This is a genomic window from Pandoraea sp. LA3 (assembly GCF_022696215.1).
Lineage (GTDB): Bacteria > Pseudomonadota > Gammaproteobacteria > Burkholderiales > Burkholderiaceae > Pandoraea > Pandoraea capi.
This window is the reverse complement of the sequence record NZ_PTPY01000035.1, coordinates 1-16,926: the sequence shown is the minus strand read 5'-3', so window position 1 is coordinate 16,926 and position 16,926 is coordinate 1. Positions and strand designations below refer to the sequence as shown.

Sequence of the window (16,926 nt, the reverse complement as noted above, 5' to 3'; positions counted from 1 at the left end):
AGCGTCGCGCCAGTTGACGTTCCGTGCGCGCGCATCCATTTATGCGTTCTTTGTCGTGCTTTGTGTGCCTTGGTGCTGCTTTCGTCTGCCTTTAGACGAGCTAGCCGCAGTCGCCGCAGAGCCGTATTCACCGCCTAGACTGCCTTGATCGCCTTGATCGGCCGCGGACGCCTTACTCGGCGTCCCGCACGGCCTGCCAGACCTTGAGCGCATCGACCGTCTCGGCGACGTCGTGCACCCGTACGATGGCCGCACCGCGCTGAGCGGCGCAGATCGCAGCCGCCACACTTGCCACCTGGCGCTCCTGCGGCGTCTGGCGTCCCGTGATTTCGCCAAGCATGCGCTTTCGCGACATGCCAACGAGCAGCGGCAGCCCATCGCGCGACAGCACCCGCAGGTGTTTGAGCAAGGCGAGATTATGAGCGAGATTCTTGCCAAAGCCGAATCCCGGATCGAGATACAGACGCGACGGCGCAACACCTGCGGCGAGCAGCGCGTCTACACGACCATCGAGGAAGGCGGCGACTTCGGTGACGACGTCCGTATAGATCGGCGCGCGCTGCATCGTCTTCGGGTCGTTCAGCATGTGCATGATGCACAGGGCGGCGTCGCTCTCGCGCACGGCATCGATCGCGCCCGGCTGCTGGAAGCCCCAGATGTCGTTGATCATGTCGGCCCCGGCAGCCAGCACAGCGCGCATCACACCGGGCTTGTAGGTGTCGACGGAGAGCGGCACGCCGCAATCGCGCAGCGCTTCAACGATAGGGACGACGCGCTCCAGTTCAGCATCCTCCGGCAGCGCTTCCGCGCCCGGGCGGGTCGATTCGCCGCCGATATCGAGAATGTCTGCGCCGTCGGCAATCAGTTGCTCGGCATGGCGCAGCGCCTCGTCACGCGCAACGTACTTCCCGCCGTCGGAAAAAGAGTCGGGCGTCACATTCAGAATGCCCATGACGTGTACCCGACGGGCATCCAGCGTAAAGCGGGGACCGAGCGCCCAGGTATCGGGCGGTGCGGCAACGCCGGCAGCGCCCGCCGGCAAGACGATGTCGTCTGCCGGTGCGGCGCCGGGGGCGGAAGGAGGAAGGGATTGCGACTGCTCGGTGGACATTCGAAAGCTCGTAGCTCAGTAAGACCCATATGGCGGCCCGAACGGGTAAGCCGGTCCGGGCGCGACGCGTCCGCGGCAACGGACGCCTTTATGGCCGTAATGTTACCGGAATCGACTGTCACATCGACCACGGAAACACTCCGTAACACGGAAATTCACGGTCGTGAACGAGATGGATTGCAGGACCTGAGCGCCGACCTTGAGCGTCCCGGTCGCGCCTCATCGCCCCGGAGTCAGGCCAGAAAGCAAAAAGGCCGGCAAGATGCCGGCCTTTCTGGGTGGCAGCCTCTCGGCTGCCTTGGCGTCCGTCAGACGGTCGCCGGGGTATTGCTGGGCTTGAGCGGCGGGTTGCCACCCGAAGCACCGCCGTTCGTCGGGCCCCCCTTCGGCGGCCGCGGCGGACGGTCTTCCATGATGTCGCCGATTTGCTCGCCGTCGATCGTTTCCCATTCCATCAGGGCTTCGGTCATCGACTCGACCTTCGAGCGGTTGTCTTCCAGCAGCTTCTTGGCCAGCGCGTACTGTTCGTCAAGAATACGGCGAACTTCCGTGTCGACCTTCTGTTGCGTCGCTTCCGACACCGACTTGGAAGACATGCGACCGAACATCGAATCCTGTTCCGTGTCGACGTAGACCATCGGGCCCAGTGCATCCGACATACCGTAGCGGGTCACCATGTCACGCGCCAGCTTGGTAGCACGCTCGAAGTCGTTCGATGCGCCCGTCGACATCTTGTTGATGAACACCTCTTCCGCTGCACGGCCGCCGAACAGAATGGCGATCTGCGTGAGCATCGTGTCGCGGTATTCCGAGTACTTGTCGTGCTCCGGCAACTGCATCGTCAGGCCAAGTGCCCAACCACGCGGGATGATCGTCACCTTGTGCACCGGATCGGCGCCCGGCAGCAGCATTGCCACCACCGCGTGACCCGACTCGTGGTAAGCCGTGGCACGGCGCTCTTCGTCGCGCATCACTGCCGACTTGCGCTCCGGGCCCATGAAGATCTTGTCCTTCGCGTCTTCGAAATCGAGCATTTCGACGATGCGCTTGTTACGGCGCGCGGCGAACAATGCGGCTTCGTTCACAAGGTTCGCCAGATCGGCACCGGACATCCCCGGCGTGCCGCGGGCGATCACCGAAGCGTCGACGTCGTTGGCGATCGGCACCTTACGCAGGTGCACCTTCAGGATCTGTTCGCGGCCACGGATATCCGGCAGACCGACGTAGACCTGACGATCGAAACGGCCCGGGCGCAGCAGCGCCTTGTCGAGCACGTCCGAGCGGTTGGTCGCGGCAATCACGATCACGCCCGAGTTGGCTTCGAAGCCGTCCATCTCGACCAGCATCTGGTTGAGCGTCTGCTCGCGTTCGTCGTTACCGCCGCCCATACCGGCGCCACGATGACGGCCGACCGCGTCGATTTCGTCGATGAACACGATACACGGCGACTGCTTCTTCGCGTTTTCGAACATGTCGCGCACACGGGCAGCGCCCACGCCCACGAACATTTCCACGAAGTCCGAACCCGAGATGCTGAAGAACGGCACCTTGGCTTCGCCGGCAATAGCACGTGCGAGCAGGGTCTTACCGGTTCCCGGCGGGCCGACGAGCAGCACACCACGGGGGATACGGCCACCCAGCTTCTGGAATTTCTGAGGATCTTTCAGGAAGTCGACCAGTTCGCCGACTTCGTATTTGGCTTCGTCGCAGCCCGCGACGTCGGCAAAGGTGACCGGATTGGCATTCTCGTCGATGAGGCGCGCGCGGGATTTACCGAAGGAGAAGGCACCGCCCTTACCCCCGCCCTGCATCTGTCGCATCATGTAGAACCAGAAGCCGATGATCAGCAACGTGGGTCCGAGATAGTAGAGGGCGGACATGAGCACGTTCGGTTCGTCATCGGCCTTACCCGAGACCTGAACGCCGTACTTCATGAGATCGCCGACCATCCAGATGTCGCCGGGCGACACGATGGTGTATTTCTGGCCGTCGCTGGGCGTCACCTGAAGGCTACGCCCCTGCACCACCACGTTCTTGATCTTGCCGTTCTTGGCATCGTCCATGAACTGGGAGTACGTCACGCCCTCCTGGACGTGCGGCTTGTCGAACTGTTTAAAAACAGTAAACAAGACCAGCGCGATGACTAACCACACCGCCGCTTTGGAAAACATATTATTGTTCAAAGCGTTGCTCCTTCATGAAATCGCTTCGCGCCAGGAATTCATTCTAATCCACTCGCAGGCGCACCGCTATAGTGATTCTCTACCGCCACCATAGCGCCAGTGCGCTGGTTTGACGGGCATCAAGCCGGATTTTTCAAACCCCGACCCAGAATGAACGTTTCGGAAGATTTGTCCCGCGACGCCTTTGGCTTGCGCGGCGCCACGGTTTTGAACTGGTGTTTGAATTTTTCGACAATCTGGCTATAGCCACTGCCGTGAAAACATTTGACCAGTAACGCTCCCTCCGGTTTCAGGTGTCGCTGTGCAAAATCCAGCGCCAGATCGCATAAATGCTCGATCCGCGCCGCATCGGCCGACGCCACACCGGACAAGTTGGGGGCCATATCGGAAACTACAAGGTCGACTTTGCGCCCGGCCACAATTTCTTCGAGCTGCTCGAGAACGCTGTCCTCCCGGAAGTCGCCCTGGAGGAAGTGGACGTCGGCTATCGGATCCATCGGCAGGATATCCAGCGCGATGATCGTGCCGTCGATACCGCCGTCGACACGCTTGCCCGCCGCCAGCTTGTTACGGGCGTACTGGCTCCAGCTGCCGGGCGTCGAGCCCAGGTCGACGATCACCTGGCCGGGCTTGATGAGCCGGTCCTGCTCATCGATCTCCTTGAGCTTATAGGCTGCGCGGGCCCGATAGCCCTCGCGCTGCGCCATTTTGACGTAGGGATCGTTGATGTGATCGTGCAACCACGCGTGGTTGAAACGGTTTTTTGCCATAATTCTTCAAAAACACTGCGAATTTGCAGGATAATACGCCCTTGCGCGCCCAAAATCCCTTAGTCGGCCGGCGGTCGCTTCCGACGCTCCGGCCCGGGTTTGCGGGCGCATCCTAACTCGTTTGTCTCGTCTGTCTTCTATGCCCGCTTTGACCCTCACCCCAGCGCAACGCGCTGACTTGCGCTCTGCCGCCCATGCGCTGAATCCCGTCGTTCTGATCGGCGCCGACGGCTTGACGCCGGCGGTGCTCAAGGAAATCGACGGTGCCCTGAAGGCCCACGAACTGATCAAGGTGCGTGTGTTCGGCGACGAACGCGACGCGCGCGTGGCCATTTACGAATCCATCTGCGACCAGTTGGGCGCAGCGCCGGTGCAACACATCGGCAAGCTGCTCGTTCTGTATCGCGAGACGCCGGACGAAAAGCCGATGCCGGTTCGCGGCAAATCCGGCAGCACCGGCACGACGGTCAAGGGACGCGCACCGCGCACCGTGACGGTCGTCAAAAGCAGCACCAATGCCGGACGTCGCCCGACCGTCAAGAAAGTGACGGTTGCCGGCAACGAACGCATGACTGCCGGTGGCATCGTCAAGCGCGCCAAGAAGCGCCAGACCAGCGTCAAGCGCCAGCGTAACGACTGAGCCAGCATAGCCAGCGTAACGTCGAAGCCTGGACGAAGCCTGTCTAACGACTGCGTCGCGAGCGGCGGCGGATGTCACACTATCCGCCAGCGCTCAAGAAAACGCGCCCTGACATTGTCGGGCGCGTTTTTTATTGGGCGAAGTCACGACGCTGGTTAATCACCCGCCGCCGCTACCGCTACCCGGTGCGGCATTTAGCCGCGCACCGGCTGACGCCAGATCAGCGCAATGCCGAGCAGACTTTGCAGCAGATAGATACCGCTGGAAATGCCGTGAAGCATACCGAAGCGCGCCGCATAAGCCGATTGGCCGATATCGACGCCCGATGCTTCCGCCTGTTCCCGCAGCGACGCCATGAACGGCTGCAAGCCGAACGAACTGATCAGCACGCAGACCATCATCGCCACCGCCAGCCAGCGCAGCATGCGATAGCTGCGAGCGGCCGACGCATCGGCCGCGCGCGAAATCAGCGCTGTCGCCAGCCAAACCAGCAGCACGCCACACACCAGACTGATCCAGGCTTGCGTATGAAACAACCGCCCCGCAACCGTGCCTGCAACCATGCGTGACTCCAGCACGGCGAAGAGCGTGGGGGCGACGATGTAGCCGATCGCCCACTGGCTTCCGCACCAGACGGTCGCAATCAGACGGAACAGTCGTTCCAGCCGGGGCGCACCGCCGGCAGACGTCACTTCAGACGTAGCGGACATCGATGATCTCGTACTCGCGCACGCCGCTCGGGGCCTGCACTTCGGCCACATCGCCTGCGTACTTACCGATCAATGCACGGGCAATCGGCGAGCTCACCGAAATCTTGCCGTGCTCCAGGTCAGCCTCGTCGTCGCCGACGATCTGATACTGCACCGTGCCGCCGTTCTCGAGGTCTTCGAGTTCCACGGTTGCGGCAAAGACCACACGACCTTCGGCGTCGAGCGCCGACGGGTCGATGATCTGTGCTGCCGAGAGCTTCGACTCGAGATCGAGGATGCGACCTTCGATGAAACCCTGTTTTTCCTTCGCGGCGTCGTACTCCGCGTTTTCCGACAGATCGCCCTGCGCACGGGCCTCAGCAATCGCAGTGATCACGTTCGGACGTTCGACGGTCTTCAGGCGGTGCAGCTCATCCTTGAGCAGCTCAGCGCCTCGCTTGGTCAGAGGAATGGTACTCATGCGCGTTGTTCCGAAAGACAAAAAAATTGCCGCAGCTAAGCCGCATTCGCACTTTTTGCGAACGCCGCTCGACCGCGGCTGTGACACCTATGTTGCGCTAGTGTAGCAGAGTTGCCGACGCTGCCAACCGGAGGACGGGCCGCGCGGCGCTGTGCCACAGACGAAGCGCATTTCATACATGCTTAAAGCATTTGGCGCACCCGCCGGAGATCAGTTCCCCGGCGGACGCGCCATGATTTTGCGTTTTCCCCCGGAGCCGCCGTAACAGCCGGCCGCTCCGGGCGTACCGCATCAATCTACCGTCGACTTCGTGAAATTACGCCGGCAGTTGAGCGTGCAGCCCCTGAAGGTCATAGACCTCGAGGTTTTGCAGATACTTCAGGCCTTCCACGGCGGCACGGGCACCCGAGATCGTCGTGTAATACGTGACCTTATGCGCCTGCGCCGACATGCGGATCGAGCGCGAATCGGCGATCGCCGTGCGCGTTTCGTCCACGGTGGTGAACACCAGCGCGATCTCGCCGTTCTTGATCATGTCGACAATGTGCGGACGGCCGTCCTTCACCTTGTTGACCACGCGCACCGGGATACCGGCTGCTTCGATGGCAGCCGCCGTGCCACGCGTCGCGACGATCGGGTAACCCAGCGCATGCAGCATGCGAGCCACTTCGACCGCGCGCGGCTTGTCGGCATCCTTCACCGTGAGCAGCACCGTGCCCGAAGCCGGCAAACGCGAACCGGCAGCCAGTTGCGACTTGAAGAGCGCTTCGCCGAACGTACGGCCCACCCCCATCACTTCGCCCGTCGAGCGCATTTCCGGTCCGAGCACCGGGTCGACGCCCGGGAACTTCACGAACGGGAACACGGCTTCCTTGACGCTGTAGTACGGCGGCACGACTTCACTGTCCACGCCTTGCGACGTGAGCGACTGGCCGGCCATCGCACGGGCGGCGATCTTGGCGAGCTGGCGCCCCGTAGCCTTCGAGACGTACGGCACCGTACGCGACGCACGCGGATTCACTTCCAGCACGTAAATCGTGTCGACGCCGTTGCCCTGCTGAATCGCGAACTGCACATTCATCAGACCGACCACGTTCAGCGCCTTGGCCATTTCGGCCGTCTGACGCTTGAGTTCAGCGATCGTCTCGGCCGACAGCGAGTACGGCGGCAGCGAGCAAGCCGAGTCGCCCGAGTGGACGCCTGCCTGTTCGATGTGCTCCATCACGCCGCCGATGTAGACGTCCTTGCCGTCAGAAATACAGTCGACGTCGCACTCGATGGCGTCGTCCAGGAAGCGGTCGAGCAGCACCGGGCTGTCGTGGCTCACCTTGACGGCTTCGCGCATGTAGCGTTCGAGATCACGCGGCTCGTGAACGATTTCCATCGCACGGCCACCCAGCACGTACGACGGACGCACCACCAGCGGGTAACCGATTTCGGCAGCCAGCTTCAGCGCTTCGTCTTCCGCGCGGGCCGTACGGTTCGGCGGCTGACGCAGACCGAGGTCCTGCAGCAGCTTCTGGAAACGCTCACGGTCTTCTGCGGCGTCGATCATGTCCGGGCTCGTGCCGATGATGGGCACGCCGTTCGCTTCGAGGTCCAGCGCGAGCTTCAGCGGCGTTTGACCGCCGTATTGCACGATCACGCCAACCGGCTTTTCGAGGTCGACGATTTCGAGCACGTCTTCGAGCGTCACCGGCTCGAAGTACAGACGATCCGACGTGTCGTAGTCCGTCGAGACGGTTTCCGGGTTGCAGTTGACCATGATGGTCTCGTACCCGTCTTCACGCAGCGCCAACGCCGCATGCACGCAGCAGTAGTCGAACTCGATACCCTGACCAATACGGTTCGGGCCGCCGCCGAGCACCATGATCTTCTTCTTGTCGGTCGGCTGGGCTTCGCACTCTTCCTCGTAGGTCGAGTACATGTAAGCCGTGTTCGTCGAGAATTCGGCAGCGCAGGTATCCACGCGCTTGTAGACCGGGCGCACCTTCTGGGCGATACGTGCACGGCGCACGGCGGTCTGATCGGTGCCGAGCAGCTTGGCCAGACGGCGATCCGAGAAGCCGCTTTGCTTGAGGAAGCGGAGTTCTTCGGTCGTCAGGCTCTCCAGCGTACGGCCGCCGAGCGCCTTTTCTTTCTTGACGATCGCTTCGAGCTGCGCGAGGAACCACGGATCGATGGCGGTCTCGGCGTACACCTCTTCCAGACTCATGCCCAGACGGAACGCGTCGCCCACGTACCAGATACGATCCGGGCCCGGCTCGCCGATTTCGGCCACGATTTCGTCGCGGTCGGTCGACTTTTCGTCCAGACCGTCCACACCGACTTCCAGACCGCGCATGGCCTTCTGGAACGATTCCTGGAACGTGCGGCCCATGGCCATCACTTCACCGACCGACTTCATCTGCGTGGTCAGGCGTGCATCGGCTTCGCGGAACTTCTCGAAGGCGAAACGCGGCACCTTGGTCACGACGTAGTCGATGGTCGGTTCGAACGAGGCCGGCGTCGCGCCACCGGTGATTTCGTTACGCAGCTCGTCGAGCGTATAGCCGACGGCCAGCTTGGCCGCGACCTTCGCGATCGGGAAGCCGGTGGCCTTCGAGGCCAGTGCCGACGAACGCGACACTCGCGGGTTCATTTCGATGACGACCATGCGGCCGTCTTTCGGGTTGATCGAGAACTGAACGTTCGAGCCGCCCGTTTCCACACCGATTTCGCGCAGAACCGCGAGCGATGCGTTACGCAGCAGCTGGTATTCCTTGTCCGTGAGCGTCTGTGCGGGCGCCACGGTGATCGAGTCGCCCGTGTGCACGCCCATCGGGTCGAGGTTTTCGATCGAGCAGACGATGATGCAGTTATCGGCGCGGTCGCGCACGACTTCCATCTCGAATTCCTTCCAGCCGAGCAGCGACTCTTCGATGAGGAGTTCGCGCGTGGGCGAGAGGTCGAGGCCACGCTTGCAGATCTCTTCGAATTCTTCGCGGTTGTAGGCGATACCACCGCCCGAGCCGCCCAGCGTGAACGACGGGCGGATCACCATCGGGTAACCGCTGCCGCCGATATCGGCCATGATCTGCGCCTGCACGGCGAGCGCTTCTTCCATCGAGTGGGCGATACCCGACTTGGCCGAACCGAGACCGATCTTGGTCATCGCGTCCTTGAACTTCTGACGGTCCTCGGCCTTGTCGATGGCTTCCGGCGATGCGCCGATCAGCTCGACCTTGTACTTGTCGAGCACGCCGTGACGATGCAGGTCCAGCGCGCAGTTCAGCGCGGTCTGGCCGCCCATCGTCGGGAGAATGGCATCCGGGCGCTCCTTGGCGATGATGCGCTCGACGACTTCCCAGGTAATCGGTTCGATGTAGGTCACATCGGCCGTATCCGGGTCGGTCATGATCGTGGCAGGGTTGCTGTTGATCAGGATGACCTTGTAGCCTTCCTCGCGCAGCGCCTTGCAGGCCTGTGCGCCGGAATAGTCGAACTCGCATGCCTGACCGATGATGATCGGGCCGGCGCCGATGATGAGGATGCTCTTGATGTCTGTGCGCTTTGGCATAACGTTCTCAACAAAAATTTAACTCAGCGTCGCGGTCGCGAGCTTCACACCGAAGCCGACGAACAACGCGCCCACGCCGCCGGTTGCCCCGGCGCTCAACCGGCGACGTTGCCGGAAGTGCTCGGCCAGGCGGTAACCGGCCAGGATCAGCGTGCTCAGATACAGGAAACTGCACGTCTGCACGATCACGCCCAGCACCGCGAACGACACGGCGGGATAGGCGTAGCCCGGATCGACGAACTGGATGAAAAACGACACGCAGAACAGGATCGCTTTCGGATTCAACAAGCTGATGAACAACGCTCGTTTGAACGGGTGATCCGCATCGACGTGCTTCGGCGCCAGCGCCGCTGCCTCCGGATTGGCTCGCGCGGCGCGTGCGTTGGCGATGGCCCCGCGCAGCATGTTCAGGCCCATCCAGCAGAGATAGGCAGCGCCGAGGTACTTCACCACGAAGAACAGCGCCGGCTGCGCGTGCAGCAACGACGCCACACCGGCCGCCGACAGCGTCATGAGGATGGTGTCGCCGAGGAACACGCCGCATGCGCCTGCATACCCCTGACGAACACCGCGCTGTGCGGCAACGGCCAGCACGTAGAGCGAGTTCGGTCCCGGCAGCAGAATGACCACCACGACCCCGGCCAGATAGGTCCAGAGGTTGAGGATGCCGATGGAGTTTCCGAGCATGATGCGCGTTCCCTTACCTGTTTCCTGATCTCGTCGTGCGACGGCTTACGCCGGCTGCTTCGCATCGGCCATCGACTGCACGAAGCGGTCGAACAGATAGCCGATGTCGTGCGGGCCGGGCGACGCTTCCGGGTGACCCTGGAAGCAGAATGCCGGACGGTCCGTCAGTTCGAAGCCTTGCAACGTGCCGTCGAACAGCGAGACATGCGAGACGCGTGCGTTTTCCGGCAGGCTGTTCGCGTCCACTGCGAAACCGTGGTTCTGCGACGTGATGACGACGCGGCCCGTCGAGAGGTCCTTTACCGGGTGGTTGGCACCGTGGTGACCGGTCTTCATCTTGAGGGTCTTCGCGCCGACGGCCAGGCCCATGATCTGGTGGCCGAGGCAGATGCCGAAGGTCGGAATGCGGCGCTCGAGGAAGGTCTTCGTCGCGGCAATGGCGTAATCGCACGGCTCAGGGTCGCCGGGGCCGTTCGAGAGGAACACGCCGTCCGGGTTCAGGGCGAACACGTCGTCGGCCGAGCTTTGGGCGGGCAGCACCGTGACCTTGCAGCCGCGTTCGGCGAGCATGCGCAGGATGTTGCGCTTGACGCCGTAGTCGAGCGCGACCACGTGGAACTTCGGATCCTTCTGCTCGCCGTAGCCTTCGCCCAGACGCCATTCCGTCTGCGTCCACGAGTAGGTTTCCGTGGTCGAGACGACCTTGGCGAGGTCCATGCCGGCGAGGCCGGGGAACGATTGCGCGAGCGCGATCGCCTTGGCTTCGTCGGCTTCTTCACCGGCGAGGATGCAGCCGTTCTGGGCGCCCTTGTCACGCAGGATTCGGGTCAAACGGCGCGTGTCGATGCCGGCGATGGCGACGACGCCTTCGTCCTTCAGGTACTGCGACAGCGTCTTGTCGGCGCGGAAATTCGAGTCGAGGATCGGCAGATCCTTGATGATCAGGCCGGCGGCATGGACTTTCGTGGCTTCGACGTCTTCACCGTTGACGCCCGTGTTGCCGATGTGCGGATACGTCAGCGTGACGATCTGGCGCGCATAGCTCGGGTCGGTGAGGATTTCCTGATAGCCGGTAATGGCTGTGTTGAAGACCACTTCACCGATGGTGTGACCGGCAGCGCCGATGGCGTACCCACGAAAGACCGTGCCGTCAGCGAGCGCGAGAATGGCGGGTGGGAATGACGGCAGCACGGGAAACTCCTGAAGGGTTCACCCCTGCTGCCAGCCCCATCGTCCGCTAGCGATGACATCAGCGCGGGCACCGGAATTGCGCGGAATATGCGCACAGCGGATGCTCGGGCGGCGGACGAGATGTCAGGCGGGTAGGCGCTAGGGTGAGGGTTAAATGACTAAAACCTTCAAAGTATAGCGCATTTCCGGTTCATCTCAAAGCTGAACGTGTGGAGCACCAGTACGCTCTGCGTTCTCCCGAAGGGGAAGCCCGCCGGCAGACGGATACGCAGAGGGGATAGGAAAGTGAATGCCCGCCCGCTGGGCCGCCAGCACGATATGGCGCTCCATTGCGGCACCTGCGGCGGCACCGTCGCGGCGGCGCAGGGCGTCGAGGATCTCCAGATGTTCATGATAGGTGGAAAGCACCAGCTCCCGCTGATAGAACGGCAGGCGCTGGCTCTCCATCACGATTTCGGTGCTGCCGCGCAGAATATCGGCGATCGCCGCGTTCCCGGCCAGACCCACGATGCGCAGGTGGAACGCGAAGTCGAGCTGGGCGGCGGCATCGACATCGCCCTCGACCAGCGCGGACCTCATCGACTCCACGTTATCCGTGAGCCACTCGATCTCGGTGGCGCTGGCGGCGAGCGCGGCGAGGCGGGTCGCGAAGCCTTCGAGCGCGTAGCGCAACTGATACGTATCGGCGAGCGAAATCTGATCGGCGAAGCGCCATGCCACGCCGATGTGCGCCGATGCGTCGTTCACATAGACGCCCTTGCCGGGCCGGATGGCGACCATGCCGAGGGCTTCGAGCGTCGACAGGGCTTCACGCAGCGAGGCGCGGCTGATTGCCAGTTCCTCGGCGAGCTGGCGTTGCGAGGGCAGCATCGCGCCGGCGGGATAGACCTGACGTTCGATGCGCTCGCGAATCGTGGCGACGGCGGCGTCGGTTACGGCATGCGCCGAGTGCTTCATGGGGCCTCACAGGGAATGCGGGTATGCGTATTGCGCATTGTACGACGCCAAATTTCTCCTCACGCGACGCCACCGTCATCCGCCGGGAAAGCCCTATACATGGGGCACCGGCCGAGGCCCATAACCCTGCCCGTCAGGCCCGCCACGCCCGCCAGGCCGTCTCCGCCCCCCTCCTTTGCCCACTTACTCCTTAAACCGCCCTCACCCGATGGGCATGATGCTCCGGACGATCGCCGAGCAGACGGCGTACCACGCCGTTGGTCCAGCCGAAGCCGTCCTGCAGCGGGTACTCCCCGCCCCCACCGCCGCTGGCACTCATCGCGTCGCTGGTGTGAAGCGAGTACTTTTCCACCAGCTTGCTCTCGCGGGCGTAGAGCGAGCCGACGGTAGAGAGCCAGCGATGGGCGATCTCGTTCGCCAGACGGTTCTCGCCGTACTTGCGCAGGCCATGAATGGCGATCCACTGCAACGGCGCCCAGCCGTTGGGCGGATCCCATTGCTGAAGACTCGACGCCTCGGTCGTACGCAATCCACCGGCGGCCAGCAGACGCGTCGCCATCGTGCTTGCCGAGCGATGCGCCTGCTCGGGCGACGCGAGCCCTACGAACAATGGTGCAGCCAGCGCCGCCGACACCTGCGCACGCGGCACGCCGAGCTTCCAGTCGTAATCGAGAAAAGCGCCCTCGGCATCGGACCAGAGGTGACGGGTCATGGCGTCCCGCCTGGCCTGTACGCGCTTTGCAAACGCCTGCGCCCCATCCGCATCGCCACCGGCTTCACAAAGCCGGGCGATGTGGCGCTCCGTGGCATAGAGAAAGCTGTTCAGATCGACGGGCAGAATGGCGGTCGTACGGATCGACGACAGGTCGCTCGCGTCCTTGAGCCATCGCGAGCTGAAGTCCCAGCCGGACGCCGCGCCCGCACGCAAATCCCGGTAGACCTCGCCCGCAGCACGGTGCGGCGCATCGAGTGCCGTCGTCACGTCTTCCAGGTACCCTTCCTCGCGCGGCGTATCGCGTTCATCCCAATAGCGATTGAGGAGCGCGCCGTCGGGCAATCGCACGAGATGACGGTGAGCCTCACCGGGTTTGAGAGATGCCTCGCCCTCCATCCAGTAGTCGTACTCACGACGCAAATGCGGCAAATAGCGCAGCGCGCGCGCCACGCCATGCGACTCGAAAAGCTCGACCATCAGTCCGTACATCGGCGGCTGCGAGCGGCTCAGGTAATAGGTGCGGTTACCGTTCGGAATATGGCCGTAGGTGTCGATCAGAAACGAGAAGTTATCGGCCATGCTTACGAGCAGATCATGGCGACCGCTACGGGCCAGCCCGAGCATTGTGAAATACGAATCCCAGTAATAGAGTTCGTGAAAGCGTCCACCGGGCACCACATAGGCGCGCGGCAGCGGCAACAGCGAGCTATCGGCCGGATGCGCCTCCGGCTGGCGCGTGAGCACGTCCCACAGCCCATCGATATGCTCGACGAGCCCTTGCGACGGGTCGGCCACGTAGTGACTTGGCGGCGTACGCTCCAGCGTGAAATAAGACGCCACGAATCGCGACAGATCGAAGCCGGGTTTGCCGGCATCTTCACGATAGCGGCGCAGTATCTCCTCTGGAGCGAGCAGCGGCGCGCAATCCACGAACGTCTTGCTGTCGGGAAAGACGCGTTGCGACTGCACTGCGACGAACAGTTCGCGATAACGGTCATCCGGGGTCATGACGTCGGCGGGCGCCGAGTGCGCGACGTCGGGCGTCATACCGCCGGAGGCAAGTGTGCGTTGCGCCGTGTCCGTCATGGTCATTGCTCCGCGTAGTTCCACAGCAGGCCGCCATCGACGAACAGCGTCGTCCCCGTCACATAGCTCGCTTCCGGCGACGCGAGAAACAGCACGGCGTTGGCAACTTCGCTGGGATCGGCAAGACGTGCGAGCGGGATATTTGCGACCAGCGCATCGAGTTGAGCCTTGTTCGCCAGCAGTTGCTGATTGATCGGCGTCCCTACGGCCCCGGGGGCGACGTTATTCACCGTAATGCCGAGCGGTGCGAGTTCGATGGCGAGATTGCGCATCATCATCTTCATGCCGCCTTTGCTCGCGCAGTAGCTCGTGAAATGAGGAAACGGCAACTCCTCATGGACCGAACTGACGTTCACGATCCGGCCACCGCGCTTCGTATCGCGCAGGTGTTGCACGAAGGCTTGCGTGAGAAAGAACGCCCCTTTCAGATTGACGTTCATGACCAGGTCGTAATCGGCCTCCGTCACATCGAGAAATGATGCGCGGCGTTCCACACCCGCGTTATTGACGAGCACATCGACGCGCCCCATTTGCGCGACCGCCTGCTCGACGACCGCGCGGTCATCAGCAACACGCCCGACATCTCCGGCGATGACACAACCGTCGCTGCCGGCGGCCCGAACGGCGTCAAGTGTCTGTTCGGCCATTGCGTTATCGAGCCGGTCTTCCACCACGATGCGCGCCCCCTCCTGCGCGAGGCGGATGGCAATGGCACGTCCGATTCCTTGAGCACTGCCGGTGACAAGTACCACCGTGTCCTTCATTCGCATGACGCCTCCCTGATAAACAAGCATTGGCGGATTCGGGGGCCTTGCGCGGCGTCACAGCGTTCATTTCCGTCCTCAATTTGACGGTCATGCCGACGCACGCCACAAGGCACCCAATGCCAATGCGACCCCGGGCAGGAAAGCGAAGTTCACACGAATTTCAGTGGATTCACCTAGTAAAACAAGGACTTCCGCACGAATCCTCCGAAGCTCGCGGCGCCTGACAAGAGATCTCGTCACCCTAGGGATTCCCCTCAAAAGACAAATCTTGACCGGACTATATTGGCTTTCTAATATTCCCCATAACACCACTGGTCAGACCGGTATGACTTGTCCGCATACACTGTCCGATACGGGTGTTGGCAACTGAATGCCGTTGCCTTGCAAGGTCGCAGTTTTGCCGTACCGCCGTACAGAATCAGCCCCCGAGAGCCGTCCATTCGATTTAGAGATCGCGAAATCCGAGAGAGTGATTTGCGCAGGCAGAGGAGACAAACCATGCCCAAGCTGTTTCGTTCGTTGTTTGGCCGAGTCGTCATTGCGTTGATAGTGGGTGTAGCGCTTGGCATTTGGTTTCCGCAGTTGGGAGAGTCATTGCGTCCGTTGGGCGATGGCTTTCTGAAGCTCATCAAGATGGTGATCGGCCCGATCGTTTTCTGTGTGGTCGTAAGCGGCATGGCCAGCGCGGGCGATCTGCGCAAAGTTGGCCGTGTGGGTATCAAGGCCATTCTTTACTTCGAGATCATCACCACCTTCGCGCTGGTGATCGGTGCCGTGCTGGCGTGGGTGACGCGTCCGGGTGCGGGCATGAACATCGACATCCGCAGTCTCGACGCCAGTTCGATGGCGGCTTATGCCGAAAACGCCAAGAGCCTGAAAGACACGGCTGGCTTCCTGCTGAAGATCATTCCCGACACCATTACCGATGCGTTCGCCAAGGGCGACATCCTGCAAATTCTCGTGTTCTCCGTCATGTTCGGATGCGCGTTGGCGGCGTTGGGTGAGCGGGGGCGGCCGGTAGCGCGTTTCATCGAAGACCTGAGTCACGTCTTCTTCCGCGTGATGGCGTTCATCATCCGGCTCGCACCGTTGGGCGTGCTGGGGGCTGTGGCATTCACCACGGGCAAATACGGTGCGTCGTCGCTCAAACAACTGGGCTTGCTGGTCCTCGTGTTCTATCTGAGCTGCTTCGTCTTCGTCACAGTCGTGCTGGGTGGCGTGTTGCGGCTTGCGGGCTTCAACATCTTCAAGTTCATCAAATACTTCCGCGAAGAATTGTCGATCGTGCTGGGTACGGCGTCGTCCGACGCCGTGTTGCCCGCGATCATGCGCAAGCTGGAGTGGATGGGGATCAAGAAATCGACGGTCGGTCTCGTCGTACCGACGGGCTACTCCTTCAACCTCGATGGTTTCTCCATCTATCTGACGCTGGCGGTCATCTTCATTGCGCAGGCGACCAATACCCCGTTGTCCATGCACGACCTGATCTTGGTGGTGCTTGTCTCGCTGCTCACGTCCAAGGGTGCGCACGGCATTCCGGGATCGGCCATCGTTATCCTCGCGGCGACGCTCGCGGCCATTCCGGCCATCCCCGTGATCGGTCTTGTGCTGATTCTGCCGGTCGACTGGTTCGTCGGGATCGCGCGAGCCATCACGAACCTGCTGGGTAACTGTGTGGCGACGCTCGTCGTGGCCGCGTGGGAAAAAGACGTCGACTTTGCCCGAGCGCACAAAGTGCTCAACGGTGTACTGCCGTACGAACCGGTCGCGACATCCGACGAAGCCATCGAAGGTGCGGCCCCTGCCAATGCGGCACTGACGCGCTGAATCGCAAAACAGAGAGGATCACGAGAGAAATCGTGATCCTCGTGGCACAAACAAGCCTTTCCAGTCGACGCCGCGTATGACGGCGTCGGCGCCTTTATCTGGAGTCAAACGCAACATGGCCCTCGCCCCGCAAGACCCGAACGCACCGGAATTCGTGCGCCGTTACGTCAACCTGGCCGATCCGCGTCTGGGTGCACAGGCGCTGGTCGCCAGCGACGAATTCTTTGCGGCCAAAGAGCGCATGCTCAACCCTGAGCCGGCCG

The 16,926-nt window shown here is 62.2% G+C and carries 13 protein-coding genes and 1 pseudogene; 3 read left to right on the top strand and 11 right to left on the bottom strand.

Going from position 1 to position 16,926, the window contains the following annotated elements; genetic code table 11:
* Positions 1-172 precede the first annotated feature (172 nt).
* From folP to C5N93_RS15320, 3 genes are all read right to left on the bottom strand, one after another.
* Positions 173-952 carry a dihydropteroate synthase gene (gene folP, locus C5N93_RS15330; protein WP_242560420.1) on the bottom strand — a complete coding sequence of 260 codons (780 nt, stop codon included), beginning with the start codon at positions 950-952 and terminating at the stop codon, positions 173-175.
* Positions 953-1,419: 467 nt separating this feature from the next.
* Entirely contained in the window at positions 1,420-3,294 is a 1,875-nt protein-coding gene (ftsH, locus tag C5N93_RS15325; RefSeq protein ID WP_069344101.1) for an ATP-dependent zinc metalloprotease FtsH, read from the bottom strand.
* A gap of 119 nt (positions 3,295-3,413) precedes the next feature.
* Positions 3,414-4,064: an RlmE family RNA methyltransferase gene (locus tag C5N93_RS15320; RefSeq protein ID WP_069344100.1), complete on the bottom strand. Its 651-nt coding sequence runs from the start codon at positions 4,062-4,064 to the stop codon at positions 3,414-3,416.
* A gap of 139 nt (positions 4,065-4,203) precedes the next feature.
* On the opposite strand from C5N93_RS15320, the gene yhbY reads away from it, so the two are divergent.
* On the top strand, positions 4,204-4,704 hold the full coding sequence (yhbY, locus tag C5N93_RS15315; protein WP_242559941.1) for a ribosome assembly RNA-binding protein YhbY: 501 nt from the start codon (positions 4,204-4,206) through the stop codon (positions 4,702-4,704).
* A 194-nt stretch (positions 4,705-4,898) separates the two neighbouring features.
* Here yhbY and C5N93_RS15310 read toward each other — a convergent pair whose 3' ends face one another.
* The 8 genes from C5N93_RS15310 to C5N93_RS15275 form a co-directional block, all read right to left on the bottom strand.
* Positions 4,899-5,414 (bottom strand): DUF4149 domain-containing protein, encoded by a 516-nt coding sequence (locus C5N93_RS15310; protein WP_242559940.1) that lies wholly within the window; start codon positions 5,412-5,414, stop codon positions 4,899-4,901.
* The gene (gene greA / locus C5N93_RS15305; protein WP_069344097.1) at positions 5,398-5,874 is read right to left on the bottom strand and encodes a transcription elongation factor GreA; all 477 of its coding nucleotides are present in this window, start codon (positions 5,872-5,874) and stop codon (positions 5,398-5,400) included. Before greA ends, C5N93_RS15310 begins: the two co-directional genes overlap by 17 nt.
* A 316-nt stretch (positions 5,875-6,190) precedes the next feature.
* Positions 6,191-9,433 carry a carbamoyl-phosphate synthase large subunit gene (gene carB / locus C5N93_RS15300; protein WP_242559939.1) on the bottom strand — a complete coding sequence of 1,081 codons (3,243 nt, stop codon included), beginning with the start codon at positions 9,431-9,433 and terminating at the stop codon, positions 6,191-6,193.
* An 18-nt stretch (positions 9,434-9,451) separates the two neighbouring features.
* Positions 9,452-10,120: a leucine efflux protein LeuE gene (gene leuE / locus C5N93_RS15295; RefSeq protein WP_069344095.1), complete on the bottom strand. Its 669-nt coding sequence runs from the start codon at positions 10,118-10,120 to the stop codon at positions 9,452-9,454.
* A 45-nt stretch (positions 10,121-10,165) separates the two neighbouring features.
* The gene (gene carA, locus C5N93_RS15290; protein WP_242559938.1) at positions 10,166-11,311 is read right to left on the bottom strand and encodes a glutamine-hydrolyzing carbamoyl-phosphate synthase small subunit; all 1,146 of its coding nucleotides are present in this window, start codon (positions 11,309-11,311) and stop codon (positions 10,166-10,168) included.
* Positions 11,312-11,506: 195 nt separating this feature from the next.
* Complete coding sequence (locus tag C5N93_RS15285) at positions 11,507-12,268, bottom strand: FCD domain-containing protein (protein ID WP_150723150.1); 762 nt, start codon at positions 12,266-12,268, stop codon at positions 11,507-11,509.
* 190 nt (positions 12,269-12,458) lie between these two features.
* On the bottom strand, positions 12,459-14,069 hold the full coding sequence (gene treF, locus C5N93_RS15280; RefSeq protein ID WP_242559937.1) for an alpha,alpha-trehalase TreF: 1,611 nt from the start codon (positions 14,067-14,069) through the stop codon (positions 12,459-12,461).
* A gap of 2 nt (positions 14,070-14,071) precedes the next feature.
* Entirely contained in the window at positions 14,072-14,839 is a 768-nt protein-coding gene (locus C5N93_RS15275; RefSeq protein WP_242559936.1) for a glucose 1-dehydrogenase, read from the bottom strand.
* 495 nt (positions 14,840-15,334) lie between these two features.
* Between C5N93_RS15275 and C5N93_RS15270 the strand changes: the two genes are divergently transcribed.
* Positions 15,335-16,663, top strand: a complete 1,329-nt coding sequence (locus tag C5N93_RS15270; RefSeq protein ID WP_069344091.1) for a C4-dicarboxylate transporter DctA — start codon at positions 15,335-15,337, stop codon at positions 16,661-16,663.
* Positions 16,664-16,778: 115 nt separating this feature from the next.
* Positions 16,779-16,926: pseudogene (locus tag C5N93_RS15265) on the top strand (allantoicase); the annotation flags it as partial.